Source organism: Pseudomonas sp. GNP014 (genome assembly GCF_054344005.1).
This window is the reverse complement of the sequence record NZ_JBTGUS010000001.1, coordinates 1251661-1277313: the sequence shown is the minus strand read 5'-3', so window position 1 is coordinate 1277313 and position 25653 is coordinate 1251661. Positions and strand designations below refer to the sequence as shown.

Below are 25653 nucleotides of genomic sequence, written 5' to 3'. Positions count from 1 at the left end.
GGCCCGCCGAAAAGGTTGATTCTGCTCATGAGCCAAGCCCCCCTCGTCCTGGTGGACGGTTCGTCTTACCTGTACCGTGCTTTCCACGCACTGCCACCGCTGACCACCTCCAAAGGCCTGCCGACCGGCGCGGTCAAAGGTGTGCTGAACATGCTCAAGAGTCTGCGCAAGCAGTACCCGGACAGCCCGTTTGCCGTGGTCTTCGACGCCAAGGGCGGGACGTTTCGCGATGAGATGTACGCCGAATACAAGGCCAACCGCCCAAGCATGCCCGACGACATGCGCGTGCAGATCGAGCCGCTGCACCAGAGCGTGATCGCCCTCGGCTTCCCGCTGCTGTGCGTGGAAGGCGTCGAGGCTGACGACGTGATCGGCACCCTCGCCCGCAGCAGTGCGGCGGCGGATCGCCCGGTGATCATCTCCACCGGCGACAAGGACATGGCGCAACTGGTCGACGGCCACATTACCTTGGTCAACACCATGTCCGGTAGCTCGATGGACGTAGAGGGCGTGAAGGAGAAATTCGGCGTCGCTCCGGAGCAGATCATCGATTATCTGGCACTGATGGGCGATTCTTCCGACAACATCCCCGGCGTTCCCGGCATCGGCCCGAAGACTGCGTCCGGCCTGCTGGTGGGCGTCAACGGTGGCCTGACCGAGCTCTACGCAAACCTCGACATCGTCCCGACCCTGCCGATTCGCGGGGCCAAGACCCTGCCGGCCAAGCTCGAAGAGCACAAGGAGATGGCGTTTCTCTCCTATCAACTGGCGACCATCAAGGTCGATGTGCCGCTGGACGTTGAACTCGATGATTTGCAGATGGGCGCCGAAGACCCGGCCAAGCTCTACGAGCTGTACTCGCTGCTGGAATTCAAAAGCTGGATCAATGATCTGGATCGCGACGCCAAGCGTCAGGAACTGAGCGCTGCTGCCGAGCCTGCGCCGGCTGGCGATCTGTTCAGCGCGCCAGCGGAAGAAGCGCCTGTCGCTCCCGTCGAAGCTGCCTACGAAACCATCCTCGATCAGGCGCGTTTCGACGTCTGGCTGGAGAAACTGAACAACGCCAGGCTGTTCGCCTTCGACACCGAAACCACCGGCATCGACGCGCAACAGGCGCAACTGGTCGGCCTGTCGTTCGCCGTGCAGGCCAACGAAGCGGCGTACATCCCGCTGACCCACTCCTACATCGGTGTACCGGAGCAACTGGATCGCGACACCGTGCTGCGCGCGCTCAAGCCGATTCTGGAAGACCCGAACAAACTCAAGGTCGGCCAACACGCCAAGTTCGACATGAACATCCTGGCCAACTGCGCCATCGGCGGCGATCAGAGCCAGGGCATCCACGTGCGCGGGATTGCCTTCGACACCATGCTTGAGTCCTACGTGCTCAACTCCACCGCCACCCGCCACGACATGGACAGCCTTGCGCAGAAGTACCTGGACCACACCACCGTGAGCTTCCAGGACATCGCCGGCAAAGGCGCCAAGCAACTGACCTTCGACCAGATCGCCCTGGAACAGGCCGGGCCGTATGCCGCCGAAGACGCCGACATCACCTTGCGGCTGCACCAGACCCTGTTCGAAAAACTCAGCGCGATCCCGAGCCTGGCCAGCGTGCTGACCGACATCGAGATGCCACTGGTGCCAGTGCTGGCGCGCATCGAACGCCAGGGCGCGTTTGTCGACGCCGAGCTGCTCGGTATCCAGAGCATCGAACTGGGCAACAAGATGGTCGCGCTGGAGCGCGAAGCGTTCGAGATCGCCGGCGAAGAATTCAACCTCGGCTCGCCGAAGCAGCTGGGCGTGATCCTTTACGAAAAACTCGGCCTGCCGGTGCTGAAAAAAACCGCCAAGGGCCAGCCGTCCACCGCCGAGGAAGTACTGGCGAAACTTGCCGAGGACGATCATCGCTTGCCGAAGGTGCTGATGGAGCACCGCTCGATGAGCAAGCTGAAAAGCACCTACACCGATCGTCTGCCGGAGCAGATCAACCCGCGCACCGGGCGCATCCACACCTCGTACCATCAGGCCGTGGCGTCCACCGGCCGCTTGTCTTCCAGCGATCCGAACCTGCAGAACATTCCGGTGCGTACCGCAGAAGGCCGGCGCATCCGCCAGGCTTTCGTGGCGCCAAAAGGTTACAAACTGCTGGCGGCGGACTACTCGCAGATCGAACTGCGGATCATGGCGCACCTGTCCAAAGACGAAGGCCTGATGAACGCCTTCCGCAACAACCTCGACGTGCACACCGCTACCGCTGCCGAAGTGTTCAAGGTCGAACTCAACGAAGTGACCTCCGACCAGCGCCGTGGTGCCAAGGCGATCAACTTCGGTTTGATCTATGGCATGGGCGCGCAGAAGCTCGGCAAGGACATTGGCGTCGACACCAAGACCGCCAAGGCCTACATCGACACCTACTTTGCGCGCTATCCCGGCGTTCGCGAATACATGGATCGCACCCGCGCCCAGGCGGCGGATCAGGGGTATGTCGAGACGTTCTTCGGTCGTCGGCTGTACCTGCCGGAGATCAACTCGAACAAGCCGCAGGAGCGTGCAGCCGCCGAACGCACGGCGATCAACGCGCCGATGCAGGGCACGGCCGCCGACATCATCAAGAAAGCCATGGTCGCGGTGGATAACTGGCTGGCGACGTCCGGACTGGACGCGAAGGTCATCCTGCAAGTGCACGACGAACTGGTGCTGGAGGTGCGTGAGGATCTGGTCGAGCAGGTCAGCGCGGAGATTCGCGTGCACATGAGCGAGGCGGCGAAACTGGATGTGCCGCTGCTGGTCGAAGTGGGTGTGGGCAACAATTGGGATGAGGCTCACTAAGCCATTTACCGACGGTTTGCCGCGACACGACGTGGCGGCAAACCCGGCAAGTCCTGCTTATTTCGAAAAGCACTTGGGATTATTCCAAAGCTTTTCAAAAAAAATCTGAACTAATCTTGCAGCACACTACTCAGAGTTACTGAATGGCTGGTGAAGCCCTTCGATGCTCCTATGTTGTGTTAAGTGTTGGCAGATATCTGAACCCCGCCCTAGCGGTTCGGAACTTAAACCCCGGAATTTCTCCCTCCCCAATGAAATCCGGGGCTTTTTTTGCCCGAAAATTGGCTGCGGCACGCGCAGGCACCACAGCCAATTTTCCAATCCCTGGTTACTCAGCCGCCTCGGCGCCTTTGTCTGCCAGTTCCATCCAGCCCGCCAGAACAGTGTAGGCCTCTTCCAGGCCCATGCGTTTTGGCGCCGAGAACAGCTGGATCGTCACCAGATCGCCCCAACCCTTGCGAATTTCCGACTGCACCTTGAGCAGGGTGTTCTTGGCTGCGCCGTAGGTCAGCTTGTCGGCCTTGGTCAGCAGAATGTGCATCGGCATGCCGGCGGCAACGGCCCAATCGAGCATCAGCAGGTCGAAGTCGGTCATTGGATGACGGATGTCCATCATCAGAATCAAACCTTTCAAACTCTCCCGGCCACCGAGATAAGCCTCGAGGTGACGCTGCCAGTGTTGCTTGAGCGGGATCGGTACTTTTGCATAACCGTAGCCCGGCAGGTCGACCAGACGCCGATCATCGTCTAGCTTGAAGAAGTTCAACAGCTGTGTGCGCCCCGGGGTTTTCGAGGTGCGCGCCAGGCTGGCGTGAGTCAAAGTGTTCAGGGCGCTGGATTTGCCGGCGTTGGAGCGACCGGCGAAAGCCACTTCAAAGCCTTCGTCGTCCGGGCACTGGTCGACTTTGGCGGCACTGAGCATGAACGTGGACTGTTGGCACAGGCCGAGGATGGGATTCTTGAGTTGCATGGGATTTCCGATGTGGGCGGCGCCGGGATTGGGCGCGGAACGCGGTGTCGCTTCCGTTTCAGTGACGCCAGTATATAATGCCGCAGATTTTGTGTGTGCTTTGTCCCAGCGAAGGATGAAGTTCACGAGAGCGACAGACCTTGATTGCGCATTAGAACGCAGAACGCTCTCAACCCTGAAAAGGTCGTTTTATGACGAAATGGCTGCTGGCTGCCGGAGTCTTGATGCCGCTTTACAGCGCACAGGCTACACAGGATCCGGAAGCAGTGTACAACCGTGTTTGTGGTGCCTGTCATTCCGGCCAACTACCCATGGCGCCCGCAAGAGGCGATCAGGATGCTTGGACGCCGAGGTTGGCGAAAGGTATGGGGACGCTGGTGCAACACGTGACCCAGGGTTTCAAGGCGATGCCGCCGCGTGGTTTGTGCATGGACTGCAGTGCCGAGGATTACCAGGCCATCATCCTCTGGATGAGCGAGAGTAAACCCGGTCCATAACTCTTAACCCTTAGCCGTAGTTGGATTAGCTGATGAACAAATTGATCGTGAGTCTGCTGTTGACCGTGGGAATCTCCGGTATGGCCCATGCTGCGGGCGATGCCGCAGCAGGACAGGCGAAAGCCGCCGTATGTGGAGCCTGCCATGGCCCGGACGGGAACAGCATGGCGCCAAACTTTCCGAAACTGGCCGGCCAGGGTGAACGCTACCTGACCAAACAACTGCACGACATCAAGTCGGGCAAGCGCCAGGTTCTGGAAATGACCGGCCTGCTGACCAACCTGAACGACCAGGACCTGGCCGACATCGCGGCCTACTTCGCCAGCCAGAAAGGCAGCGTCGGCGCCGCCGATCCGAAGATCGTCGCGCGCGGTGAAGCCCTGTTCCGTGGCGGCAACCTGGAAAAAGGCCTGCCAGCCTGCACCGGCTGCCACTCGCCGAACGGCACCGGCAACGCGGCCGCCGGCTTCCCGCACCTGGGTGGCCAGCACGCTCAATACATCGCCAAGCAACTGACCGACTTCCGCAAGGAAGAAGGCGGTCGGGCCAACGACGGCGACGCCATGACCATGCGCACCATCGCCCGCAAACTGAGCGATGAAGACATCGCCGCAGTCGCCAGCTACATTCAGGGCCTGCACTAAGGGCCTCAAATCGAGCGTTGGCCGGGGCGGACATCTCCTGCAACGTTAACGCTCGATTAATCCGGCGCAGCAAGTATAAAAAGGGTGGCTTTGGCCGCCCTTTTTTGTGGCCGCTGCCGTTACACTACAGAACTCATGCCCGCCAGGATCTGTCTGAAAACAGGTCGCGCGAGGCGACCAAAATTGTCCAGGAGTAAAGCATGCGTAATCTGATCATCAGCGCCGCTCTCGTCGCTGCCAGCCTGTTTGGCGTGACCGCCCAGGCCGCCGAAGCCCCTGCCGCCCCTTACGTGGAACTGGCCAACCCGGTGCCGGTTGCAGAGCCTGGCAAGATCGAAGTGGTCGAGCTGTTCTGGTACGGCTGCCCACACTGCTACGCGTTTGAACCGGTGATCAACCCGTGGGTTGAAAAACTGCCGTCCGACGTCAACTTCGTGCGTATTCCAGCCATGTTCGGCGGCCCTTGGGACGCGCACGGCCAGATGTTCCTGACTCTCGAGGCCATGGGTGTCGAGCACAAGGTTCACGCGGCGGTTTTCAATGCCATCCAGAAAGAACACAAGAAACTGACCGACAAGAACGACATGGCTGACTTCCTCGCCACTCAAGGCGTGGACAAGGACAAGTTCCTCGCCACCTTCGACTCGTTCGCCATCAAGGGTCAGATCGTGAAAGCCCGTGAACTGGCCAAGAAATATGAAATCACTGGCGTGCCAACCATGATCGTCAACGGCAAATACCGTTTCGACATCGGCTCCGCCGGCGGTGCCGAACAAGCGCTGAAACTGGCTGATCAACTGGTCGCCAAAGAGCGAGCGGCAACCAAGGCTGCTGCCAACTAAGCGCGGCCATCGCCATGCGCCGCTGGAAGACCGAACGCATCGTTGGCCTGCATGACCCGCAGGTCAACGAGCATCACCTGGCATCCACGGGCCTGCCCGCAGACCAGCGTCTGCGCTTGCTCAGTTTCAACATCCAGGTCGGCATCAGCACCGAGCGTTATCGGCATTACCTGACCCGCAGCTGGCAGCACCTGCTGCCGCACACCGGACGCTCGGGCAATCTGCAGAAGATCGGTGACCTGCTGGGCGATTTCGATCTGGTCGCCCTGCAGGAAGCCGACGGCGGCAGCCTGCGGTCTGGCTACGTCAATCAGGTCGAACACCTGGCGCACCTCGGCGCCTTCCCCTACTGGTATCAACAACTCAATCGCAACCTCGGCCGACTGGCCCAGCACAGCAATGGCGTGCTCAGTCGACTGAAGCCGTGGGCGATCGAAGACCATCCGCTGCCCGGCCCGAAAGGTCGTGGCGCGATCCTGCTGCGTTTCGGCGAAGGCCCGGAAGCGCTGGTGGTGGTGATGATGCACCTGGCCCTCGGCGCGCGGGTGCGCAGCCTGCAACTGGCCTATATTCGTGATCTGATCGGTGGCTACAAACATCAAGTATTGATGGGTGACATGAACACCCATGCCAGCGATCTGCTACAACATTCACCGCTACGCGATCTCGGCCTGCTGGCCCCGCAGCTGGAAGCCACCTTCCCCAGCTGGCGCCCGCAGCGTTGCCTTGATCATATTTTGCTCAGCCCGACCCTGACCCTGGAAAAGGTCGAAGTGCTGGCCCAACCCATTTCCGATCACCTGCCGGTCGCGGTAGAGATTCGTCTGCCGGGTTCGCTCACGGCCGATGCATTGCCCGCGTTGAGTCCTGCCCCTCGCGGAACCCCTGAATGAGCGACGAAGCCCAGCGCTGGAAAGAGAAGTACCTCAAAAGCATCGAACAACAGGACAAACTCGAAAGACGCTGGGCCGCCCGGCTCGACTTGCTGCGTCGCGGTCTGGTGCGCAGCACGCTGGCAGCCGAAGGCACCGACAAAGTCGTTGATCAGTGCATGAAAGAGATGCGCGAAGTGGTCCGCACCGACGACATGGATGCCGGCCTTGCCGCCCTGTTGCCGCGCCTGGAAAAGGCCGTGCTCGATTCCGAGCAGCGCCGGGAAACCCGCATCGATCAGGTCAGCACCGCCCTCACCGCTCTGGTGACCCAATTGCAGTCTTTGCCGTTGCCACGGGAAGTCGCGCAGCCACTGAAGAAATTCGCCAAACAACTGGACAGTCGTGTCGGCCAGGCGCGAGAGATGCCGCTGCTGCTGAGCGAGCTGAGCGGTTTGCAGGGCAAGGCGCTGAGTCAGCTAGAGAACCCGGCCGAGCCCGGGCGCCCGGGATTGTTTCAGCGTCTGTTCGGCAGCCGCGACAGCGAAGAGGCGCCAGCACCAAGCGCAGAAGCCACTGCGCCGGTTCAGACGGCGCCTGCGGTGCAAGTACCCATCACCCCAGAACTCCCACCGGAACCGGTGCAAGCCGAATCCGTTGCTGTCAGTGAGCCGGCAACCAGCGCCCCCACGCTCGCCGCGCCAATGTCTGCGTCAGAGGCGGACACGCCCGCACCGCAAACCCGGCCGGAGCCCGAAGTGGTTGCCTTTGTGCCGCCCACTGTCGCCGTTGAAGAAACGCCTGTTGCGGTCAAGGTCGAGCCCGTCGCGTCCGGACCCGAAGTGCTGGTCGCGCCAGTCCCGGCCGCGACGTCGATCACCCCGATCACCTGCAACCCCGACGAACTGATCCACCCTGGCGATCCGGCACCGCTGAGCCTCGACAGCCTGCCCCTGCCCGAGCCCATCGCTCAAGCCCTGGCCGCGATTGACCCGGAACAATCCGAACACGACATTCTCTTCGCCCTGCCGGATTCTCCGGAGCCGTCCTATAGCTCCGTGGCCAGGCACATCGAAGAAACCCTGATCGGTCTGCTCGACGACCTGACCTTGCCCGAACGCCACCGGCCGCAAGCCGAAGCCATGCGCGAGCGGCTCAAACACGGGTTGAACTGGTACGAACTGATCCCGATCCTCGACGATCTGGCCACCTTGATGCTGGCAATCACCGACAGTGGCCAGCACGAATTCGAAGCCTATCTGCAGCAACTCAATGAACGCCTCGAAGCGTTCCAGAGCAACTTGCAGGCGGCCAGTGCAGGGCATGCCGACAACAGCTCCGCAGCTCGGGCCATGGACACGCAGATCCGCGAACAGGTCGACGGCTTGCAGACCAGCGTGCAGGAAGCGGCGGATCTGGATGACCTCAAGCAAGTGCTGGAGAACCATCTCGAAGGCCTGCTTGGCACGATGGATCAGCACCAGAAGCAGCGCGATGCTCGCGAGCAGGAAGTCGCGGCGCGCCTCAAAGGCCTGTCCGAACGCGTGGCGCACATGGAGCAGGAGGCCCAGGGTTTCCGTGAACACCTTGAGGAACAGCGCCAGAAAGCCCTGATCGACCCGCTCACCGGCCTGCCTAACCGCGCAGCCTGGAGCGAACGCCTCGAGCATGAGATCAAGCAGTGGCAGCAACATGGCAACACCTTGAGCCTGGCGATGCTCGACCTCGATCACTTCAAGCGGATCAACGACAACTACGGCCACCTCGCGGGCGACAAAGTGTTGAAGATCATCGCCACGGTGCTGCGCAAGCGCCTGCGTGGCCCCGACTTTATTGCCCGCTTCGGCGGCGAAGAGTTCGTCCTGCTGCTGCCGGCCACGCCGCCAGCGGTCGGCGCCAAGCTGCTGGAAAATCTGCGCGCGGCAATTGAAGCCTGCCCGTTCCACTTCAAGGGCGAGCGGGTAACCATCACGATCTCCATGGGGATGACCACGTTTCGCTCGGGCGAACACAGCGATCTGGTTCTGAAAAGAGCCGATCAGGCGCTATATCGGGCGAAAAACGCCGGGCGCAACCGAGTCGAGCTGGGCTAGGCAAATTGTTCCATTTTGTTTAAATCCGCCCGCTGACAGTCGAGAGACAGGGCAGTACGTTACACTGTTGCATTATTGTCTTGTGTGTACTGCCCTCTGCCATGAAATTCTTTGCCCTCATTGCGTCGTTACTGGTTTTGGCCGGCTGTGCCAGTGGCCCGCGCTACGACACCCGCCATTCTTCGGCCAATCACGACAGCCGCATCCAGTTCGTGATCGTCCATTACACCTCGACTTCGCTGGAGCGTTCGCTGCAACTGCTGACCCACGGTGAAGTCAGCAGCCATTACCTGATCGGCGACGACAAGGGCGGCACCATCTACAAGCTGATGGATGAAAACCTGCGCGCCTGGCACGCCGGGGAAAGCCAGTGGCAGGGGCGCACTTGGCTCAACTCCAGCTCGATCGGCATCGAAATCGTCAACCCGGGTTTCAAGGACACTCCGACCGGGCGCCAGTGGTATCCGTACAGCGAAGCGCAGATTCAGTCGTTGATCGTCCTGCTCAAGGACATCAGCAAGCGCCACGGCATCAGTGCGCAACACATCATCGGCCACAGCGACATCGCCCCCCTGCGCAAGCTCGATCCCGGGCCGCTGTTCCCGTGGAAGCGCCTCGCCGCCGAAGGCCTGGGTCAATGGCCGAATGAGCAAGCGGTGGCGCGCCAGCAAGCGCTGTTCGACAGCCGTGAACTGCCGGGCATTAGCTGGTTCCAGGCGCAGTTGGCGCATCTGGGTTACGACACACCGCAGACCGGTGAACTGGATGTCGCCACCCGCCATGTCCTCGCGGCATTCCAGATGCACTACCGCCCTTCTCGCTTCGACGGAACGCCCGATGCACAAACGGCTGCGCTGTTGCTGGTGCTGAACCAGACAAAATAATGACGCCCGCCCGACGGTCAGGGCAAAAACGCAATCAGCAGCTATAACTCATTGGTAATTCTTCGGATATTCCATGATGGCTGCTACCCGAGAGACGCTGCGTAGCTGGTTTTATCGCCCCTGGTTTTTGGCGACGATCGCGGCTGTCCTCAGTGCCAGCCTGTTGATCGCCGGCGGAATGTTCGTCGCCATGCATCAGATCAAGCAAAGCGAAAGCCAGGAAATGAATGCCCAGGGCGAACGCTTCCTTGCCCGCCTCGAACAATTGTTCGGCCAGTTGCGCGAAAGCCTTGACGACCTCCAAGCCCAGCCATTGCGCAGTTGCGATGACGAAATGATCGCCACGCTGCAACAGGTGACCTTCAATTATCGCTTCGTCTACGAAGCCGCCTACATGGATGCCTCACGCATCTGCTCCAACCGTCCGCGCCAGGAAGGCCTGTCGGTGGTGCGGGCGCCGGACATCAAGGGACCGACTTACAGCTATTGGCTGAACACCACCACCGAACCCGATGAAAACCGCGCCGCCCTGATGCTCGGGCGCGGTAATTTTCGCGTGGCCACGTCACGCGGACACCTGACCGACATGGTCGATCTGTCGCCCGGCAGCAGCCTGCTGGTGGTGCTCGACCATGGCAACCGGGCGATCCCGGTGCTCGGCGCGGCGCAGGCCTGGCCACCGAGCGAATCGTGGCCACCGAAGAGTCGCGAGGCCTTGCAGGTTACCCAGTCCCGGTTGATCTATCGCATGCCCACCAACAACCCGGAGTATCAACTGGTGTTGATCACGCCGAGAACCGCCATGCACATTCCTGCCATCTGGTGGTGGATGGTGCCGGCCTGCCTGCTGCTGGGCGCGTTCGTGGGGTTCTTCGTGTTTTTACTGGTGCGCCAGCGCCAGTCACTCGACGCCGAACTGCAAGGCGCCATCCGTCGTGGCGAGTTGCAGGTGCTGTACCAACCGATCTTCGACCTCGACAGCCGCAACTGCGTCGGCGCCGAAGCCCTGTTGCGCTGGCGCCGTCCGGACGGCACGCTGACCAGCCCGGACCTGTTCATTCCTCTGGCGGAAAACACCGGGCAGATCCGCCAGATGACCGACTTTGTCCTGCAGCGCCTGCTGGAACAATTGGGCCCGATATTGCGGGCCAATCCGCAACTGTATATCTCGGTCAACCTCGCTGCCTGCGACGTGATGGTGCCGCGTATCGGCCAGGTCATGGCGCGGCTGCTGACCCTGCACCGGGTGGCAGCGCGGCAAATAGCTTTTGAAGTGACCGAACGCGGCCTGATTGATGTGGTGGTGGCGCGGGAAAACCTGCAAGCACTGCGCGCTGTTGGTCATCAGGTGCTGATCGACGATTTCGGTACCGGCTATTGCAGCCTCGCCTACCTGCAAACCCTGCCGGTCGACTGCCTGAAAATCGACAAGGCGTTCATTGATGCGCTCGGTCACGATGCCGCCAGCAGTGGCGTCGCACCGCACATCATTCACATGGCGCAAGCGCTGGATCTGAAGGTGATTGCCGAAGGCATCGAGCTTGAATCGCAAGCGCAATTGCTCAGCAGTGAGGGCGTAAAGTTCGGTCAGGGCTGGCTGTTCGCCCATGCCTTGAGCGCAGTGCAGTTCATCGAACTGATCACCCGCGGACGCCGTCTCGCAGGTCGACGCCTGGACGACGAGGCCTAAACCGCCAGCGCCATGTAAAACTGCGTACCCTGCCCCGGTCTTGAGTAGACGCCCATGCGCCCGCCGTGCAACTGGACAATTTCCTTGCACAGCGCCAGGCCGAGCCCGGCTCCGCCCTTTTTGCGTCCAACCTGCACAAACGGTTCGAAGATTCGCCCTTGCTGACCGTAGGCAATGCCTTCGCCGTTGTCCTCGACGCTGATGATCACCCGCTCGCCATGTCGACGTGCCTGCAAGCGGATCTGACCGTCGCGGGCGGTATGACGCAAGGCGTTGTCGATCAGGTTATCGAGCACGCGGTCGAGCTGCGCCTGATCCGCCTGCAAGCGCGGCAGCGGGCTTTGCACTTCCACATTCAAGGCAATGCCCTTCTGCGCCGCCGACTCGGCGAAACGCAGCTGCGCCTGTTCCAGCAAGTCTTCGATGGAGCACGGCGCCAAAGTCAGCTTCTGCAAACCGTTCTGGTAGCGCGAGAAGTTGAGCAAGTCGTTGATCAACTGCATCAGGCGCTGCATCTCTTCGTTCACGGTATCGAGCAGATCGGCCTCACGCGATTCCGCCGGAAACTTCGCCCGCTCGCGGAACAGGCCGAAGGCCATGTGCATGCCGGTGACCGGCGTGCGCAACTCATGGGAGGCGCGCAAGACGAACTCGCTGCGCACCCGTTCGAAGGCGCGTTGCTCGGTAACGTCGTGCAAGACCATCACCGCACCGAGAATATGCCCCTGGGTGTGGCTGACCGGCGTCAGGCTGTAGGTCAGCAAACGGGATTCGCCGTCGACTTCGATACTCAAGTCCTCCGGCGCACGCTCGAGGGTGCCGCCACGCAGGACCAATTGCAGCTGTGCATCCAGCTCCGGCCGTTCAAGCGCCGAGCCCAGGCCTTGGCCGAGTCGATCATCGTCCCAGCCCAACTGCCGCTGAGCCACCGGGTTGAGGTGTTCCAGATGCCCCTCGCGGTCGATCATCAACAAGCCGTCGTCGATGCTGTCGAGCACCGCCTGCAGACGTTGCTGACCGGCCAGCAGTTCGTCGACGTTGGTCGCCTGATGCTCACGCAGCGCTTCGGCCATCAGCCCGAAACGACGGGACAACAAGTTGACCTCCATCGCCGATGAGATTGGCAGGGTCACCTCGTAATTGCCCTGGCCAATGTTATCGGCCGCTTTGGCCAGCACCTCGATGGGCCCGCCCAAACGCCGGGCGATGCCATGCGCAGTGACGAAGCCGATGATCAGCACCGCCAGCCCGACCAGCCCAAGCAGACCGGCAATCAGCAACGCCCGATTGCGTGCCTCTTGCTGGACGGCGTTGATGTTGTCGAGGGCCTGCTTGTGCTCGGCAATCAGCCCGTTGCGCAGAATGTTGAAACGCTCTCGGAAGTCGGCGTTGCCGCTCATCGCATTGGAGGGGTCGAGTGACTGCAGAAAATTCAGGTAGTCGGCCTTGGCCTGAGTGAAACCGTATTGCCGGCCATCACCCTCCCGCTCCCGCTCCCGGGCGATCCCCTCATCCAGCAACTGGAAGTAATGCTGTTTGGAAGTTTCAAACGCCGCGGGGTCAGGCTTTTCGGCGAGCATGATGATCAGTTGATCGCCCAGCGTCTTGCGCAGCTTGAGGCCCAGATCCAGGGTGACGAAGTTGTTGCGCACCAGCGCTTCCTGAGTACCGGCCATCTGCATCACGCTGACCAGCCCGAGCAACAACCCGAGCAGCGCGACGGTGATCAATGCGGAAATGCTCAGGAACAACCGCGTGCGCAACTTCATCGCCAGTTTCATCGTCGGGCGCTCACAGGTTGTACTGCTTGCGCTTGCGATACAGGGTCGAGGCGTCGATACCGAGGGTTTTTGCGGCCTGATCCAGTGTGCCAGCGGTGGCCAGTACCGCACCGATATGCGCCTTTTCCAGCTCATCGAGGCTCAGCGCTGCGCCAACGCGAGGTGCATTGTTGGCCGGTTGTTCGGCCATGCCGAGGTGGCTGATTTCCACACGTTCCTGCGGGCAGATAATGCTGGCGCGCTCAACCACGTTGCGCAGTTCGCGAATATTGCCTGGCCAGCGGTAGCCGAGCAGCGCTTCACGGGCCTCGTCACTGAACCCGCGCGCCGGACGCGCATACTCTTTGACGAAGCGGGCGAGGAAGCGGTCGGCGAGGGTCAGGATGTCCTCGGCACGCTCGCGCAGCGGCGGCAGATGCAGCGTGATGACGTTCAAGCGGTACAACAGGTCTTCACGGAAGCGACCGTCGCGCACCATGTCCTCGAGGTTGAGGTTGGTCGCGGCCAGAATCCGCACATCGGCGCGACGGGTCACCGGATCGCCGACCCGCTCATATTCCTTGTCCTGAATAAAACGCAGCAGTTTCGGCTGCAAAGTCAGGGGAAAGTCGCCGATCTCGTCGAGAAACAGCGTGCCGCCATCGGCCTGATTGACCCGGCCCAGCGTGCTTTCGCTGGCACCGGTAAAGGCCCCGCGACTGTGGCCGAACAGCTCGCTTTCCATCAATTCGGCAGTCAGCGACGGGCAGTTGATCGTGACGCAGGATTTCTTCTCGCGCTTGCTCCAGCCATGAATCGCCCGAGCCAATTCACCTTTACCGGTGCCTGATTCGCCGAGAATCAGAATGTTGGCGTCGGTGCTCGCCACCTGCCGCGCCGTTTCCAGTACGACTTTCATCGCCGGGCTGTGGGAGTCGAGGCCGTCCTTGGGTTTGCGGATTTCGCCTTCGAGGGCTTCAAGACGCGCCGAGAGCTGGCGCACTTCCAGTTGCTTGGCCGTGGCCAGGCGCAATTGATCGGGGCTGCAGGGTTTGACCAGATAGTCGCAGCAGCGCCGGCCTGGATCGCGTCGACCGCGGTATCCACAGCCGAGTGAGCGGTGACGATCACCACGCGCATCCACGGCGCCTGAATGCGCATCTGGGCCAGTACGTCGAGGCCGTTGTCTTCGCCCAGGCGCAAATCAAGGAAGCACAGGTCGAAAACCTGACGTTGCAGCAATGCCTCGGCCTGGGCCGCGCTGTTGGCCGTGGCCACCGTATAACCTTCGTCTTCGAGGCAATAACGGAAGGTTCGCAGGATGGCGGATTCATCGTCCACCAGCAGAATGCGGCCTTGATGCTCAGTGGCAGATTCCATTTTTCCTACGCTCCATAGTGATTGATCTTGGTTTAGTCCCGGAAAAATCGGGCAAGTTGCATGGTTGATTCTGAACGATGCCAGCCATAGGAGGGTAGCCCTCTCCTGCCGTTACGGCCAATACGTTGATTTCGTTGGTTTTTTAAACAATCACCGGTTTGCAGGACATTCCCTGCGTATCTTTCTGACATCCGTGTCGTGCTCTCAATTCCATAAGAATGAAATCTCCTACGAAATAATCGTGCATTCCGCACGACCTTGGATGACCCATCGTGCAGGATGCGTCGCCAAGGTTTTTCACCATACATATAACCTATTGATTTTATTGAATATTTTTCAATGAAAAAACTGGCACGCGGGCTGCAATACCTCATTCAGCCCGGGCAGAAACCAACTGCCCCAACCCAATAAGCGTGAGGAACCCAGGATGACTCGCCAACGTGCCGCCCAAGTGCGTATCTCGCCACTGCATATCCAGCAAGGCCTGTTTGGCGTGCTCGCGCTGTTGGTGACCCTGATCGCGTGCCAGCAATACCTGCGCTGGGAAAACAGCCAGCAGCCTGAGCCCTTGATCTCGATTCAACACAGCACGCAAACGCACTTCAGCGCCGTCAGCAGCAGCCAGGCCGAAAGCACTTCGATGCGCATGATGGATGTTGACCAGACGCAGCCGCTGGATCAGCTGCCACGGGAAGAGCGCTGGGTTTTCTGATTGAACCAATGAATTCAGGCGCGCAGCGCCGGAACACGCAATATCCCTAAATAGAAGTAAGGAGAATCACCATGTTGAGTTGGGCAATTACATTCTTGATCATTGCCATCATCGCCGCCGTCCTGGGCTTCGGTGGTATCGCGGGCACCGCCACGGGTATCGCCAAGATTCTCTTTGTCGTATTCCTGGTGATGTTCATCGCTTCCTTCTTCTTTGGCCGTCGCGGCCGAGGTTAACGATGAGCGTGTTAAAGACACTGGCAGCCGCCCTGCTTCTGGGCGGTAGTGCCATGGCGCTGGCGGCCAATGATGGCCAGACGCGGGTCAATGAGCTGCTCGGCTCCGACCCGCAATACAGGGAAACCTGGCAAGGCGTGGTGAAGAAGGAAGAACGCCTGCCGGAATGGGTGATGAACCTGTCCGGCACGCCGGATCAGCAGATGAACGCCGTGACTGAAGATGGCGATCAGTATCTGGTCGGACCGCTCTGCGAGTCGGCGGATAAATGCCTCAACCACCGCTTGATCGTCGCGTTCAGCTTCGACAAGAAAGATGCCTACGCCATGCTCGTCGATGTGCCCGAAGGATTGCCGGCCGACAAGTCGCCGACACGACATGCCACCTACCGCTTCCTCGGTAAACCCGACCAGGGCATGCAGGATCTGCTGATGGAAACCCTGAAGAAAGATCCGAACTGGTATTAAGTTTCGAACATAAGAGCAGCGCCCCGCTGCTCTTGATTGCGCCCACCCGATGAAGGCCGGCGCATGACCAGGGGGCCGGGACGTTCTGACTGCAACAGGGTCGGAGTGACCTACGGGTACAGGGAGTGCCTGCGCGAGGGCCGGGTCAGGGTAAAAGCTGCGCCGCAGGTTCGCCGAGCCTCAGTGGTTCGACGGACTTGCGCTGGGCTTTGCAACACGCAAAACATTGATCCAGAGCGCCCATCTCCTCCTTTTTATCGCTGACACTGCGCGCAAAAACATTACGCGGTGTTTCCTGGCGACCGTATATCGAGAAAGAGACCGTTTAAACAGTAGGACTTCTAGTCTTGCAATGTAGGCTTTTTCCTAAATTTTCCGCCGATTTTACTCGTTCAAAAAATAACCAATCTTCGCTGTGATGGCCGGTTCACGGCACTTATGCCGGCTGAAATGTCGCAATCGAACCGGTTGGGACGCCAGTTTCATTTAAAAAAGCTCATGCCGATTCGGCATAGGGTAGGCGTTTACGGCATTAGACGGCGCAACCTTGCATCGGAATAGTTGCGCCTTTTTTCGCCTGCCGAAGAGCCGTAAACACGCGCTTCGGGGCACCTTATACGGAGGCAGATGCACAGACTTTTCCGCTAAAGAGCGTTCCAGTTCCTGCATGTGCCTGAGTCAAACGCAAGTAAGGGTAAAGATAATGAAGAAGGCAAAACTCAGCCTCGCCTGGCAGATCCTCATCGGTCTGGTTTTAGGGATTGCAATTGGTGCGTTGCTCAACCACTTCAGTGCCGAAAAGGCCTGGTGGATCAGTAACGTCCTGCAACCGGCAGGCGATATCTTTATCCGTCTGATCAAGATGATCGTGATCCCGATCGTCATCTCGTCCCTGATCGTCGGCATCGCCGGCGTGGGCGACGCCAAGAAGCTTGGGCGCATCGGCCTGAAGACGATCATCTACTTCGAAATCGTCACCACCATCGCCATTCTCGTCGGTCTGGTGTTGGCTAACGTGTTCCACCCGGGCGCCGGCATCGACATGAGCACCCTGGGCACTGTGGACATCTCCAAGTACCAGGCGACCGCCGCCGAAGTGCAGCATGAACACGCGTTCATCGAGACCATCCTCAACCTGATCCCGTCGAACATCTTCGCGGCCATGGCCCGCGGCGAAATGCTGCCGATCATCTTCTTCTCCGTGCTGTTCGGTCTCGGTCTGTCGAGCCTGCAGTCGGACCTGCGCGAACCGCTGGTGAAGATGTTCCAGGGCGTTTCCGAGAGCATGTTCAAAGTCACCCACATGATCATGAACTACGCCCCGATCGGCGTATTCGCTCTGATCGCGGTGACCGTCGCCAACTTCGGCTTCGCCTCGCTGCTGCCGCTGGCCAAGCTGGTGATCCTGGTTTACGTCGCCATCGCCTTCTTCGCCTTCGTGGTGCTGGGCCTGATCGCCAAGTTGTTCGGCTTCTCGGTGATCAAGCTGATGCGCATCTTCAAGGATGAGCTGGTCCTGGCCTACTCCACCGCCTCCTCGGAAACCGTGCTGCCACGGGTGATCGAGAAGATGGAAGCCTACGGCGCACCGAAAGCCATCTGCAGCTTCGTGGTGCCGACCGGTTACTCGTTCAACCTCGACGGTTCGACCCTGTACCAGTCCATCGCCGCCATCTTCATTGCCCAGCTTTACGGCATCGACCTGTCGATCAGCCAGCAACTGCTGCTGGTCCTGACCCTGATGGTCACCTCCAAAGGCATCGCCGGTGTACCGGGCGTGTCCTTCGTGGTGCTGCTGGCAACGCTGGGCAGCGTCGGGATTCCGCTGGAAGGCCTGGCCTTCATCGCCGGTGTCGACCGCATCATGGACATGGCGCGTACCGCACTGAACGTGATCGGCAACGCCCTGGCGGTCCTGGTGATCGCTCGTTGGGAAGGCATGTACGACGACGCCAAGGGCCAGCGCTACTGGAACTCCCTGCCGCACTGGCGCAGCAAGGAAAAACTGCCGGCTGGCGAGATTTCCAAGAACTGATTGCTGAACCCTGGGGAGATTGGCTCCCACAGTGACCGAGCCAGCCTTACCAACAAACCCCGGAGAAATCCGGGGTTTGTCGTTTCTGGCGACCCCGCTATCATTCGCCGCATCTTCCGGGGGATTTTGACTGATGCTTAATGGCCTGTGGCTTGGCTTCTTCGTCGTGGCAACCATCTCTGCGCTGGTGCAGTGGCTGGTCGGCGGCAATGCCGGAATTTTCGCGGCGATGGTGGAAAGCATCTTTGCCATGGCCAAGCTCTCGGTCGAGGTGATGGTGCTGCTGTTCGGCACGTTGACCCTGTGGCTGGGCTTCCTGCGCATTGCCGAAAAGGCCGGGATCGTCGAATGGCTGGCCAAGGTCCTCGGGCCGCTGTTCCTGCGGCTGATGCCGGAAGTCCCGCCGGGTCACCCTGCCCTCGGCCTGATCACCCTGAACTTCGCTGCCAATGGCCTCGGGCTGGATAATGCGGCCACGCCGATCGGCCTCAAAGCCATGAAGGCGCTGCAGGAACTCAACCCCAGCGCCACCATCGCCAGCAACGCGCAGATCCTGTTCCTGGTGCTCAACGCGTCGTCCCTGACCCTGCTGCCGGTGACGATCTTCATGTACCGCGCCCAGCAAGGCGCGCCGGACCCGACCCTGGTGTTCCTGCCGATCCTGCTGGCGACCAGTTGCTCGACCATCGTCGGTTTTCTCTCGGTGGCGTTCATGCAGCGCCTGCGCATCTGGGACCCGGTGGTGCTGGCCTATCTGATTCCCGGCGCGCTGATCCTTGGCGCTTTCATGGCATTGCTGGCGACCCTGTCGGCCACGGCGCTGGCCGGGTTGTCGTCGATCCTCGGCAACCTGACGCTATTCGGGCTGATCATGTTGTTTCTGGTGATCGGCGCGTTACGCAAGGTGAAGGTCTACGAAGCGTTCGTCGAAGGTGCAAAAGAGGGCTTCGATGTCGCCAAGAACCTGCTGCCCTATCTGGTGGCGATGCTCTGCGCGGTCGGCGTACTGCGTGCTTCCGGGGCGCTGGACTTCGGTCTGGATGGTATCCGCCATCTGGTCGAGTGGGCCGGCTGGGACACGCGGTTTGTCGACGCGTTGCCGACGGCGATGGTCAAACCGTTTTCCGGTAGCGCCGCACGGGCGATGCTGATCGAGACCATGAAGACTTCAGGGGTCGACAGCTTCCCGGCGCTGGTAGCGGCGACGGTGCAGGGCAGTACCGAGACCACGTTCTATGTGCTGGCAGTGTATTTTGGCGCAGTGGGGATTCAGCGGGCGCGGCATGCGGTGGGGTGTGCGTTGCTGGCGGAGTTCGCTGGTGTGGTTGGCGCGATCGCCGTCTGCTACTGGTTCTTCGGCTAACCACTAATCCCATTGTGGGAGCGAGCTTGCTCGCGAATGCGTCCGGTCAGTCAACATCATCGCTGAATGACCCACCGCATTCGCGAGCAAGCTCGCTCCCACAGGGGTTGTATGTCGGGCTTAAGGTTTTGGGGGGGCGAGTTTCTCGGCCTTGGTCGACAGCCCAAGCGACGACTTTCGCGGTCAGCCGATCACTGGCCTGGCCAAACCCCGCAACCACCGCTGGCACTTGCACATCGCTCAGCGGCTGACGCTCTTCAAAGCGGCGACTGGCGAGAATCTTCTGGTCATAGCCACGCACCAGCAACGCATCGACCCGTACCACAGCGCTGGCCTGACGGCCCTGATACTCGGTCTGAAACGCCTGCAAACTGCCGCCCAGCTCCAGATCCGCCGCAAAGTTGCTGTCATCGGTACTCAGCAACGTCACCCGGCCATCACGCACAAAGCCATCGAGCAGTCGATTGCGCACCAGCACCGGTGCCGGATCGCTCCAGCGCGAGCCTTTGTAGCTGCTGATCACATCACCCTGCGGAATCACTGCAATGGTCGGCCGGTTCAACGCCTCGCTGGCCTGCAGCTTGTTCAGCCGCAGCGACCAGGGCTGAGCGGCGGCTGAGCTGGCCGAGGCGGGCGCCTGGGCCGATGGCAGGCGATACACGTCCGACGGATCGGCCTGCGGCAGGATCGAGCACGCGCCGAGCAGCGAGAAACCGGCGAGGAGGGCGAAGTGAGTCAGCTTCATGGCGTGAATTCCTTGTTCTTGTCACGGCCCAGCAAGTAACCGCTGGGGTTGGCTTCAAGGCGTTGGGAAATGGCGCGCAGCGAGGTCAGCGTCTCGCGCAGTTCGCGGATGGCCGGGGCCAGGCCATTGAGGCCCTGCATGCCGTTGTCGAGGGAATTTTCGTTCTTGCTCAGCAACGTGTTGATCGTTGCGCTGCTCTGTTCCAGCGACTTCATCGCCTGCTCGGCACTGCCCAGCGCCTGTTTGCCCTGATCGTTGAGCAGGCCATTGGCGTTGCGCATCAGAAGCGACGTCTGCTCGAGCATGTTGCCGGCCTGTTTGCCGACACTCGCCAGTTGCTGCATGGCCTGGCGCAGGTCGCCGCGCTGATCGTTGATCGAACCGGTGGTCTGCTCCAGATGGGCCAGGGTGTTGCTGACGCGCTCGACGTTCTCCGGGGAAAACATCTGATTGGCATTGCTCAGCAGCGCGGTGATGCCGCTCATCAAATCGTTACTGTCATTGAGCAGCCGCGAAATAGGCGAGGGCGACGCAACGATGGTCGGCAGGTTGCCGTCATGGCCACGCAGCTTCGGGCTCTCCGGTGTGCCGCCGCTGAGCTGGATGATCGACGTACCGGTGATCCCGGCCAGCGCCAGTTTGGCCTGGGTGTCCTCCTTGACCGGCGTGTCGCCGCCCAGACGAATCCGCGCCAGCACGCGCCGTGGATCTTTTGGATCAAGGCGCAGATTGATCACATCGCCGACCTTGATCCCGCTGTACTGCACCGGGCTGCCCTTGGACAGCCCGCTGACCGCCTCGCTGAAGACAATCTCGTAATCCTTGAACTCGGTGTCGACACTGGACTTGGCCAGGAACAGACCGAAGAGCAGGGCGCCAGCCACCACTATCACGGTGAACAGGCCGATCAACACATGATGGGCTCGGGTTTCCATGTCAGACCTCGTTGAGCAGTTTGGCGGCGTCCAGCGCCGAGCGGCCGCGCGGGCCGTGGAAGTATTCGTGAATCCACGCGTCGTCGGTTTCCGAGACGACGTCGATGGGGCCGGCGACCAGCACTTTCTTCTGCGCCAGCACCGCCACGCGGTCGGTGATGGTGTAGAGCGTGTCGAGGTCGTGAGTGACCAGAAACACGCTGAGGCCGAGCGCATCGCGCAGGGTCAGGATCAATTGATCGAATTGCGCCGCACCAATCGGATCAAGACCAGCGGTGGGTTCATCGAGAAACAGAATGTCCGGATCCAGCGCCAGCGCCCGGGCCAGCGCGGCGCGTTTGATCATGCCGCCGGACAGCGAGGCCGGGTATTTGTCCGCCGCCGACAGCGGCAGCCCGGCCAACGCCAGTTTCACCGCCGCCAGGTGTTCGGCATCGTCGCGGCTCAGGCCTGCATGTTCGATGAGGGGCAGGGCGACGTTCTCGGTGACGGTCAGCGAGGAAAACAACGCGCCTTTCTGGAACAGCACGCCAAACCGCCGTTCAACCAGCGAGCGCTCGTGTTCGGACAGGCTCGGCAAGTTCTGGCCGAACACTTTCACGTTGCCTTCGCTGGGTTGGCGCAAACCGACGATGCTGCGCAGCAACACCGACTTGCCACTCCCCGAGCCGCCAACCACGGCAAGGATTTCGCCCTTGTACAAATCCAGATCGAGGTGCTCGTGCACGCTTTGCGAACCGAAGCGATTGCCCAGGCCACGGACTTCGATCACCGCCTCCGAGGGCGCGCGGGGTAGACGACTCACCAGCCCATCTCCATGAAGAACAGTGCGGCCACCGCGTCGAGCACGATCACCACGAAAATCGACTGCACCACGCTGGACGTGGTGTGCGCGCCGACCGATTCGGCGCTGCCGCTGACCTTGAAACCTTCCAGGCAACCGATCGCCGCAATCAGGAAGGCGAAGATCGGTGCCTTCACCAAGCCGACCAGAAAGTGCTGGATGCCAATGTCGCTTTGCAGCAGCGAAAGGAACATCGCCGGCGAAATCCCCAACGACACCGCACACACCACGCCACCGCCGATGATCCCGCAGAGCATCGCCAGAAACGTCAGCATCGGCAGCGCCACCAGCATCGCCAGCACGCGCGGCACCACCAACAGTTCCATCGGGTCGAGGCCAAGGGTGCGAATCGCGTCGATTTCTTCGTTGGCCTTCATCGAGCCGATTTGCGCGGTGAAGGCACTGGCGGTGCGCCCGGCCATCAGGATCGCCGTGAGCAACACCCCGAACTCGCGCAGGAACGAGAATCCCACCAGGTCCACGGTGAAGATCGTCGCGCCGAAACTGGCCAGCACCGTCGCGCCGAGAAAGGCCACCACCGCACCGACCAGAAAGGTCAGCAGCGCCACGATCGGCGCAGCGTCGAGGCCGGTCTGTTCGATGTGCGCGATCATCGGCGTGATCCGCCAGCGTTTGGGCCGAAACAGGTTACGCACGATGGTTTCCAGAATCAGCCCGACGAAGCCGAGCAGTTGCAGGGTGTCCTGCCAGACCGTGTCCACGGCACGTCCGATGCGCGTGAGCAATTGCACGCTGACGCTGACTTCCGGCTCCTTGATCGGTACGCAGAAATCGGTCAGCGAGCAATACACGGTTTGCAGCAAGGCACGGTCGGCCGAGGACAAGGTGCAATCGGGATGTTCGGCGGACTTGCCCAGGCGCTCGGAACCGAGCAACTCCACCAGCAACGAGGCACCGGCGGTATCGAGGGTACCAAGGCCATTAAGGTCGATCGGAGTATTGGCGTCGTACTGGCCGCGCAGCGACTCGCTCAGGTGCTTGAGCTCGGCGTAATGGGCGAGCGTCCAGTCTCCGATGACCCGCAGGCGGGCAGGGCTGATCGACGTGTCCAGGTGGGCACTGCCGGTGATCGAACGGCTGGTCATAAGCTCCGTGCTTGTTCGTCTGTTGAGCGAACTAACGTAATAGCACGAACCGGATTACTTTTCTTTGGTCGCTGTGCTGTCTGTGACTTCGAAGCGCAATACGCCAATCACCTGGCCATCCTCGGTCAACACCCGCACCTGCCATTTGCCGGCCGGGTTGCCTGGGAAGTTCTGCTTGTGCGTCCACGCCCGGTAGCCTTCCTTGCGCCCGCCGTGGATATCGAGGGCAATCCGGTCGACTTCCTGGCCGTTGAACTGCCACACGTGATAGATCCGTTCATCCAGCCCGCGCGGCGCATTGATCGCGGTGTAGGCGTAGAGGCCGCCGTTGCGGATCTGCTCGGCGCTGACCTCGTCGAGGCTGGCGCCGGGGGTGCGGTCCTGCAACTGAGTGCTGATCGCCACGTCGGTCATCCACAGCGTCGCCGGCGGCACCCAAGAGCGCAGCGTCCAGCCGACCGCGCCGATGCCGAAAGTGATGCACAGAATGGCCAGCGCGTTGCGCACGGTGCGGATCGGGAAGATCGACGCCAGACTCGGGAACGACATCACCACCGCCGTGCCCAGCGCCCATTTGAAACTCTGCGCGGTGGTCAGGTGCATGATCACCGGCAGGGCGGTGAGCAGGGCAGCGAACAGGGTCAGGGTGTGCAGCGCGAGAAACGCCCAGCGTCGTGGCGCCAGCCATTTGTAATAGAGCGGATCGACAATCGAAATCAGCGCGGCGATGCACAGCAGGCCGGTGAAGATCAGTTGGCCGCTGTTCCAGGTGGTGGTGATGAAGAAGAACGGCAGGACGAAAAACAGGCTTTCCTGGTGGATCATCTGCGTTGCGTAGCGCAACAGCGGTTGCGGAATTTCCCGCTTGAAGATCCGCGTGAACAGCCCGGTCAGGGTGTTTTCCAGCATCAGCCAGATCCAGCTCAGCAGCATGATGATGGTGATCCAGCTCGCCAGCCCCTGCTGGCGATCGACCAGAATGAAACTGCCAACCCCGGAGATGAAACCGCCAAGCGCAATGACCCCGGGATAGCGCTTCATCAGTTCGAGAATGCGCTGGATCAGGTCGGGGATTTTTGGCATGTGGGCAGTTCACGGCTGGATAGGAAAAAACCCCGACAGAGTACCGTCCGCAGGCGTCTGTGGCGAGGTTGGTGGTCACCTGAACACAACTCATTCCCCTGTAGGCGTGAGCCTACAGGTTCAGTGTCCGGCGGATTTTCGGCGGTGCAGGCGCCAGCCAATCAGCACCAGCAACACCACGCCGAGACCGCCGGCAATCAGCCACAGCGCCTCATCATCACTGATCAACGGTTTCTCGATCCGCAGATACCCCGGCTGCAACAGCAATTCGCGCATGGCCTTGTTTGCCGTTTCCAGCGTCACGCCTTGCAGCTCGCGGGCGGGGTTGGCAAAGCGCCCGTCCTCGTAGTCGCCCAGCGCGCTCCAGTAATAATCAGCCATCGCGCTGTTGCCTTGCACGGCCCAGGCCTGATGGGCGATGGCGGCCTGTTTGATCCGGGCGAAGGTGTCCGGGTCGAGGCCGTTTTTCAGCAAGTCGGCCTTGAGGTCTTCCAGCACCTGTTGCGCTTCGGCGAGGTCATCGCGATCCACGTCGGCATTGAGGCTCATGAAACCGACCCCGCCAAACACCTCACGCTCGGCCCATGGCCCGTAGGACAAACCGTGGTTCAGGCGGATCTGCCGGTACAGCGCCCAGTCGAGGTAATCCTTGAGGATGTCGAAGGTTTCGTCGTACTGATCGTCGAGCACCGGCTCCGGCACCAGCCAGTGCAGCTTGGCACTGTCGCCGATGAAGCCACGGGTGAGCGTGCGTTCATGGGCCGCACTGGTGCGGATGTCCGGCAGCTCACGGTGCTCGGCCGGGTCCACGGCTTCGAGCGCGCCCCAGGGTGCGCTCCAGGTAGGCCGGCAGCAGTTTATCGAGCTCGCCGACGACGATCAGGGACATGTTGTTCGGCGCGTACCAGGTCTTGCGCACCTTCTCCAGTTGCGCCTGGGTCAGGTGACCGACTTCCGCACGTTGCGGGCATTTCAGGCCTAGCTCCACCGCCAGTTGATTGCTCGCGGTGTGGCCCAGATCCTGGCGGTCGAGAAAACGCTGCAGACGCGTGTAATGGCCGCCGTCCTCGCGCTCGACCACGCGTTTGGCGGCGTTGATCGCGTTGTCGTCAATGCGGGTCTGAGTCAGCAGGCCGAGCAGCAGGTCGAGCACCTTGCGCTGGTTCTTCGCCGGGGCTTCGATGACGAACGTGGTGTCGGCGTTGCTGGTGAATGCGTTCCACTCGCCGCCCAGCGCCTGCATGCGCTCTTCCAGCCCGCCTTCGCCAGTAGCGTCGACGCCACTGAACAGCAGGTGTTCCAGCAGGTGCGGCAGCTCTTTTTCATCGCAGTCGAAATCGTCGAGGCCGACGCCGACCACCAGGCGGATCGCCACATGCCCGCGTTCGGTGCCGGGCTTGAGCAACAGCTGCAAACCATTGGGCAGCGCATAGCCTTCGACCTGAAAGCGATCAACGGCGAAGGCGGGCAGGGAACCGAGCAACAGACAGGCGAACAACAGGCAACGCATAACAGGCTTCCGTACGGCTGATTTGGAGATCCGTGTCGTCAGTCAGGGCCCCATCGCTGGCAAGCCAGCTCCCACAAGGATTTGCGGCGTTCACAAAACCCTGCGGGAGCTGGCTTGCCAGCGAAGACGTCCTTGAGGCTGAACTCTGAGTTA

General features: G+C 61.0%; 20 protein-coding genes and 2 pseudogenes. 13 read left to right on the top strand and 9 right to left on the bottom strand.

The window, feature by feature from the left end; all coding sequences use genetic code 11:
• Window positions 1-27: 27 nt before the first annotated feature.
• On the top strand, window positions 28-2832 hold the full coding sequence (polA, locus tag ACXX9E_RS05915) for a DNA polymerase I (protein ID WP_128615033.1): 2805 nt from the start codon (window positions 28-30) through the stop codon (window positions 2830-2832).
• 328 nt (window positions 2833-3160) lie between these two features.
• On the opposite strand, the gene yihA is transcribed toward polA, so the two are convergent.
• The gene (gene yihA, locus ACXX9E_RS05910) at window positions 3161-3802 is read right to left on the bottom strand and encodes a ribosome biogenesis GTP-binding protein YihA/YsxC (protein ID WP_123470193.1); all 642 of its coding nucleotides are present in this window, start codon (window positions 3800-3802) and stop codon (window positions 3161-3163) included.
• Between the two features lie 191 nt (window positions 3803-3993).
• Between yihA and ACXX9E_RS05905 the strand changes: the two genes are divergently transcribed.
• The 7 genes from ACXX9E_RS05905 (at window position 3994) to ACXX9E_RS05875 (ending at window position 11324) form a co-directional block, all read left to right on the top strand.
• Window positions 3994-4299, top strand: coding sequence for a c-type cytochrome (locus ACXX9E_RS05905; RefSeq protein WP_123470191.1), 306 nt, complete (start codon window positions 3994-3996; stop codon window positions 4297-4299).
• Between the two features lie 32 nt (window positions 4300-4331).
• Window positions 4332-4943 (top strand): c-type cytochrome, encoded by a 612-nt coding sequence (locus tag ACXX9E_RS05900; RefSeq protein ID WP_123470189.1) that lies wholly within the window; start codon window positions 4332-4334, stop codon window positions 4941-4943.
• Window positions 4944-5143: 200 nt separating this feature from the next.
• Window positions 5144-5785, top strand: coding sequence for a thiol:disulfide interchange protein DsbA/DsbL (locus tag ACXX9E_RS05895; protein ID WP_123470185.1), 642 nt, complete (start codon window positions 5144-5146; stop codon window positions 5783-5785).
• 14 nt (window positions 5786-5799) lie between these two features.
• Window positions 5800-6678, top strand: a complete 879-nt coding sequence (locus tag ACXX9E_RS05890) for an endonuclease/exonuclease/phosphatase family protein (RefSeq protein ID WP_128615031.1) — start codon at window positions 5800-5802, stop codon at window positions 6676-6678.
• The gene (locus ACXX9E_RS05885; protein ID WP_458555152.1) at window positions 6675-8750 is read left to right on the top strand and encodes a diguanylate cyclase; all 2076 of its coding nucleotides are present in this window, start codon (window positions 6675-6677) and stop codon (window positions 8748-8750) included. The genes ACXX9E_RS05890 and ACXX9E_RS05885 overlap by 4 nt, the downstream gene beginning before the upstream one ends.
• Window positions 8751-8851: 101 nt before the next feature.
• Complete coding sequence (locus tag ACXX9E_RS05880) at window positions 8852-9634, top strand: N-acetylmuramoyl-L-alanine amidase (RefSeq protein ID WP_457236493.1); 783 nt, start codon at window positions 8852-8854, stop codon at window positions 9632-9634.
• Between the two features lie 76 nt (window positions 9635-9710).
• On the top strand, window positions 9711-11324 hold the full coding sequence (locus ACXX9E_RS05875) for an EAL domain-containing protein (RefSeq protein WP_177490545.1): 1614 nt from the start codon (window positions 9711-9713) through the stop codon (window positions 11322-11324).
• Here ACXX9E_RS05875 and ACXX9E_RS05870 read toward each other — a convergent pair.
• Together ACXX9E_RS05870 and algB are read right to left on the bottom strand one after the other, a co-directional pair.
• Window positions 11321-13105 (bottom strand): ATP-binding protein, encoded by a 1785-nt coding sequence (locus tag ACXX9E_RS05870; protein WP_458555151.1) that lies wholly within the window; start codon window positions 13103-13105, stop codon window positions 11321-11323. The two genes, ACXX9E_RS05875 and ACXX9E_RS05870, sit on opposite strands and share 4 nt — an antisense overlap.
• A 10-nt stretch (window positions 13106-13115) precedes the next feature.
• Window positions 13116-14464 (bottom strand): annotated as a pseudogene (gene algB, locus ACXX9E_RS05865) (sigma-54-dependent response regulator transcription factor AlgB).
• Window positions 14465-14891: 427 nt separating this feature from the next.
• Between algB and ACXX9E_RS05860 the strand changes: the two are divergent.
• The 5 genes from ACXX9E_RS05860 (at window position 14892) to ACXX9E_RS05840 (ending at window position 19277) form a co-directional block, all read left to right on the top strand.
• Window positions 14892-15176, top strand: a complete 285-nt coding sequence (locus tag ACXX9E_RS05860) for a hypothetical protein (protein WP_123470173.1) — start codon at window positions 14892-14894, stop codon at window positions 15174-15176.
• A gap of 71 nt (window positions 15177-15247) precedes the next feature.
• Entirely contained in the window at window positions 15248-15412 is a 165-nt protein-coding gene (locus ACXX9E_RS05855; protein ID WP_003177151.1) for a DUF1328 domain-containing protein, read from the top strand.
• A 2-nt stretch (window positions 15413-15414) separates the two neighbouring features.
• Window positions 15415-15879, top strand: a complete 465-nt coding sequence (locus ACXX9E_RS05850; RefSeq protein WP_128615027.1) for an inhibitor of vertebrate lysozyme family protein — start codon at window positions 15415-15417, stop codon at window positions 15877-15879.
• 703 nt (window positions 15880-16582) lie between these two features.
• Window positions 16583-17914, top strand: a complete 1332-nt coding sequence (gene gltP / locus ACXX9E_RS05845) for a glutamate/aspartate:proton symporter GltP (protein ID WP_128615026.1) — start codon at window positions 16583-16585, stop codon at window positions 17912-17914.
• A 133-nt stretch (window positions 17915-18047) separates the two neighbouring features.
• Window positions 18048-19277, top strand: coding sequence for a spore maturation protein (locus ACXX9E_RS05840; RefSeq protein ID WP_458555150.1), 1230 nt, complete (start codon window positions 18048-18050; stop codon window positions 19275-19277).
• 46 nt (window positions 19278-19323) lie between these two features.
• Here ACXX9E_RS05840 and ACXX9E_RS05835 read toward each other — a convergent pair whose 3' ends face one another.
• The 6 genes and pseudogenes from ACXX9E_RS05835 to ACXX9E_RS05810 form a co-directional block, all read right to left on the bottom strand.
• Window positions 19324-20022, bottom strand: a complete 699-nt coding sequence (locus ACXX9E_RS05835; protein ID WP_458555149.1) for an ABC-type transport auxiliary lipoprotein family protein — start codon at window positions 20020-20022, stop codon at window positions 19324-19326.
• Entirely contained in the window at window positions 20019-20957 is a 939-nt protein-coding gene (locus ACXX9E_RS05830; RefSeq protein WP_123470163.1) for an MlaD family protein, read from the bottom strand. Before ACXX9E_RS05830 ends, ACXX9E_RS05835 begins: the two co-directional genes overlap by 4 nt.
• Window position 20958: 1 nt before the next feature.
• Window positions 20959-21762: an ABC transporter ATP-binding protein gene (locus tag ACXX9E_RS05825; RefSeq protein WP_186746970.1), complete on the bottom strand. Its 804-nt coding sequence runs from the start codon at window positions 21760-21762 to the stop codon at window positions 20959-20961.
• A complete protein-coding gene (locus tag ACXX9E_RS05820) occupies window positions 21759-22907 on the bottom strand; it encodes an ABC transporter permease (protein WP_458555148.1) in 1149 nt (382 codons plus the stop codon). Before ACXX9E_RS05820 ends, ACXX9E_RS05825 begins: the two co-directional genes overlap by 4 nt.
• A gap of 54 nt (window positions 22908-22961) precedes the next feature.
• Window positions 22962-23990: a DUF5924 family protein gene (locus ACXX9E_RS05815; RefSeq protein ID WP_447807094.1), complete on the bottom strand. Its 1029-nt coding sequence runs from the start codon at window positions 23988-23990 to the stop codon at window positions 22962-22964.
• A 120-nt stretch (window positions 23991-24110) separates the two neighbouring features.
• Window positions 24111-25500: pseudogene (locus ACXX9E_RS05810) on the bottom strand (M16 family metallopeptidase).
• Between the last annotated feature and the right edge of the window lie 153 nt (window positions 25501-25653).

Excerpts from the sequence above, each read along its gene's own strand:
- ACXX9E_RS05840 (WP_458555150.1), top strand. The coding sequence starts at position 18,048 with ATGCTTAATGGCCTGTGGCTTGGCTTCTTCGTCGTGGCAACCATCTCT.
- ACXX9E_RS05820 (WP_458555148.1), bottom strand. The coding sequence starts at position 22,907 with ATGACCAGCCGTTCGATCACCGGCAGTGCCCACCTGGACACGTCGATC.
- ACXX9E_RS05860 (WP_123470173.1), top strand. The coding sequence starts at position 14,892 with ATGACTCGCCAACGTGCCGCCCAAGTGCGTATCTCGCCACTGCATATC.
- gltP (WP_128615026.1), top strand. The coding sequence starts at position 16,583 with ATGAAGAAGGCAAAACTCAGCCTCGCCTGGCAGATCCTCATCGGTCTG.
- ACXX9E_RS05895 (WP_123470185.1), top strand. The coding sequence starts at position 5,144 with ATGCGTAATCTGATCATCAGCGCCGCTCTCGTCGCTGCCAGCCTGTTT.
- ACXX9E_RS05875 (WP_177490545.1), top strand. The coding sequence starts at position 9,711 with ATGGCTGCTACCCGAGAGACGCTGCGTAGCTGGTTTTATCGCCCCTGG.
- ACXX9E_RS05850 (WP_128615027.1), top strand. The coding sequence starts at position 15,415 with ATGAGCGTGTTAAAGACACTGGCAGCCGCCCTGCTTCTGGGCGGTAGT.
- ACXX9E_RS05880 (WP_457236493.1), top strand. The coding sequence starts at position 8,852 with ATGAAATTCTTTGCCCTCATTGCGTCGTTACTGGTTTTGGCCGGCTGT.
- ACXX9E_RS05835 (WP_458555149.1), bottom strand. The coding sequence starts at position 20,022 with ATGAAGCTGACTCACTTCGCCCTCCTCGCCGGTTTCTCGCTGCTCGGC.
- ACXX9E_RS05830 (WP_123470163.1), bottom strand. The coding sequence starts at position 20,957 with ATGGAAACCCGAGCCCATCATGTGTTGATCGGCCTGTTCACCGTGATA.
- ACXX9E_RS05890 (WP_128615031.1), top strand. The coding sequence starts at position 5,800 with ATGCGCCGCTGGAAGACCGAACGCATCGTTGGCCTGCATGACCCGCAG.
- ACXX9E_RS05900 (WP_123470189.1), top strand. The coding sequence starts at position 4,332 with ATGAACAAATTGATCGTGAGTCTGCTGTTGACCGTGGGAATCTCCGGT.
- ACXX9E_RS05815 (WP_447807094.1), bottom strand. The coding sequence starts at position 23,990 with ATGCCAAAAATCCCCGACCTGATCCAGCGCATTCTCGAACTGATGAAG.
- ACXX9E_RS05855 (WP_003177151.1), top strand. The coding sequence starts at position 15,248 with ATGTTGAGTTGGGCAATTACATTCTTGATCATTGCCATCATCGCCGCC.
- polA (WP_128615033.1), top strand. The coding sequence starts at position 28 with ATGAGCCAAGCCCCCCTCGTCCTGGTGGACGGTTCGTCTTACCTGTAC.
- ACXX9E_RS05885 (WP_458555152.1), top strand. The coding sequence starts at position 6,675 with ATGAGCGACGAAGCCCAGCGCTGGAAAGAGAAGTACCTCAAAAGCATC.
- ACXX9E_RS05905 (WP_123470191.1), top strand. The coding sequence starts at position 3,994 with ATGACGAAATGGCTGCTGGCTGCCGGAGTCTTGATGCCGCTTTACAGC.
- yihA (WP_123470193.1), bottom strand. The coding sequence starts at position 3,802 with ATGCAACTCAAGAATCCCATCCTCGGCCTGTGCCAACAGTCCACGTTC.
- ACXX9E_RS05870 (WP_458555151.1), bottom strand. The coding sequence starts at position 13,105 with ATGAAACTGGCGATGAAGTTGCGCACGCGGTTGTTCCTGAGCATTTCC.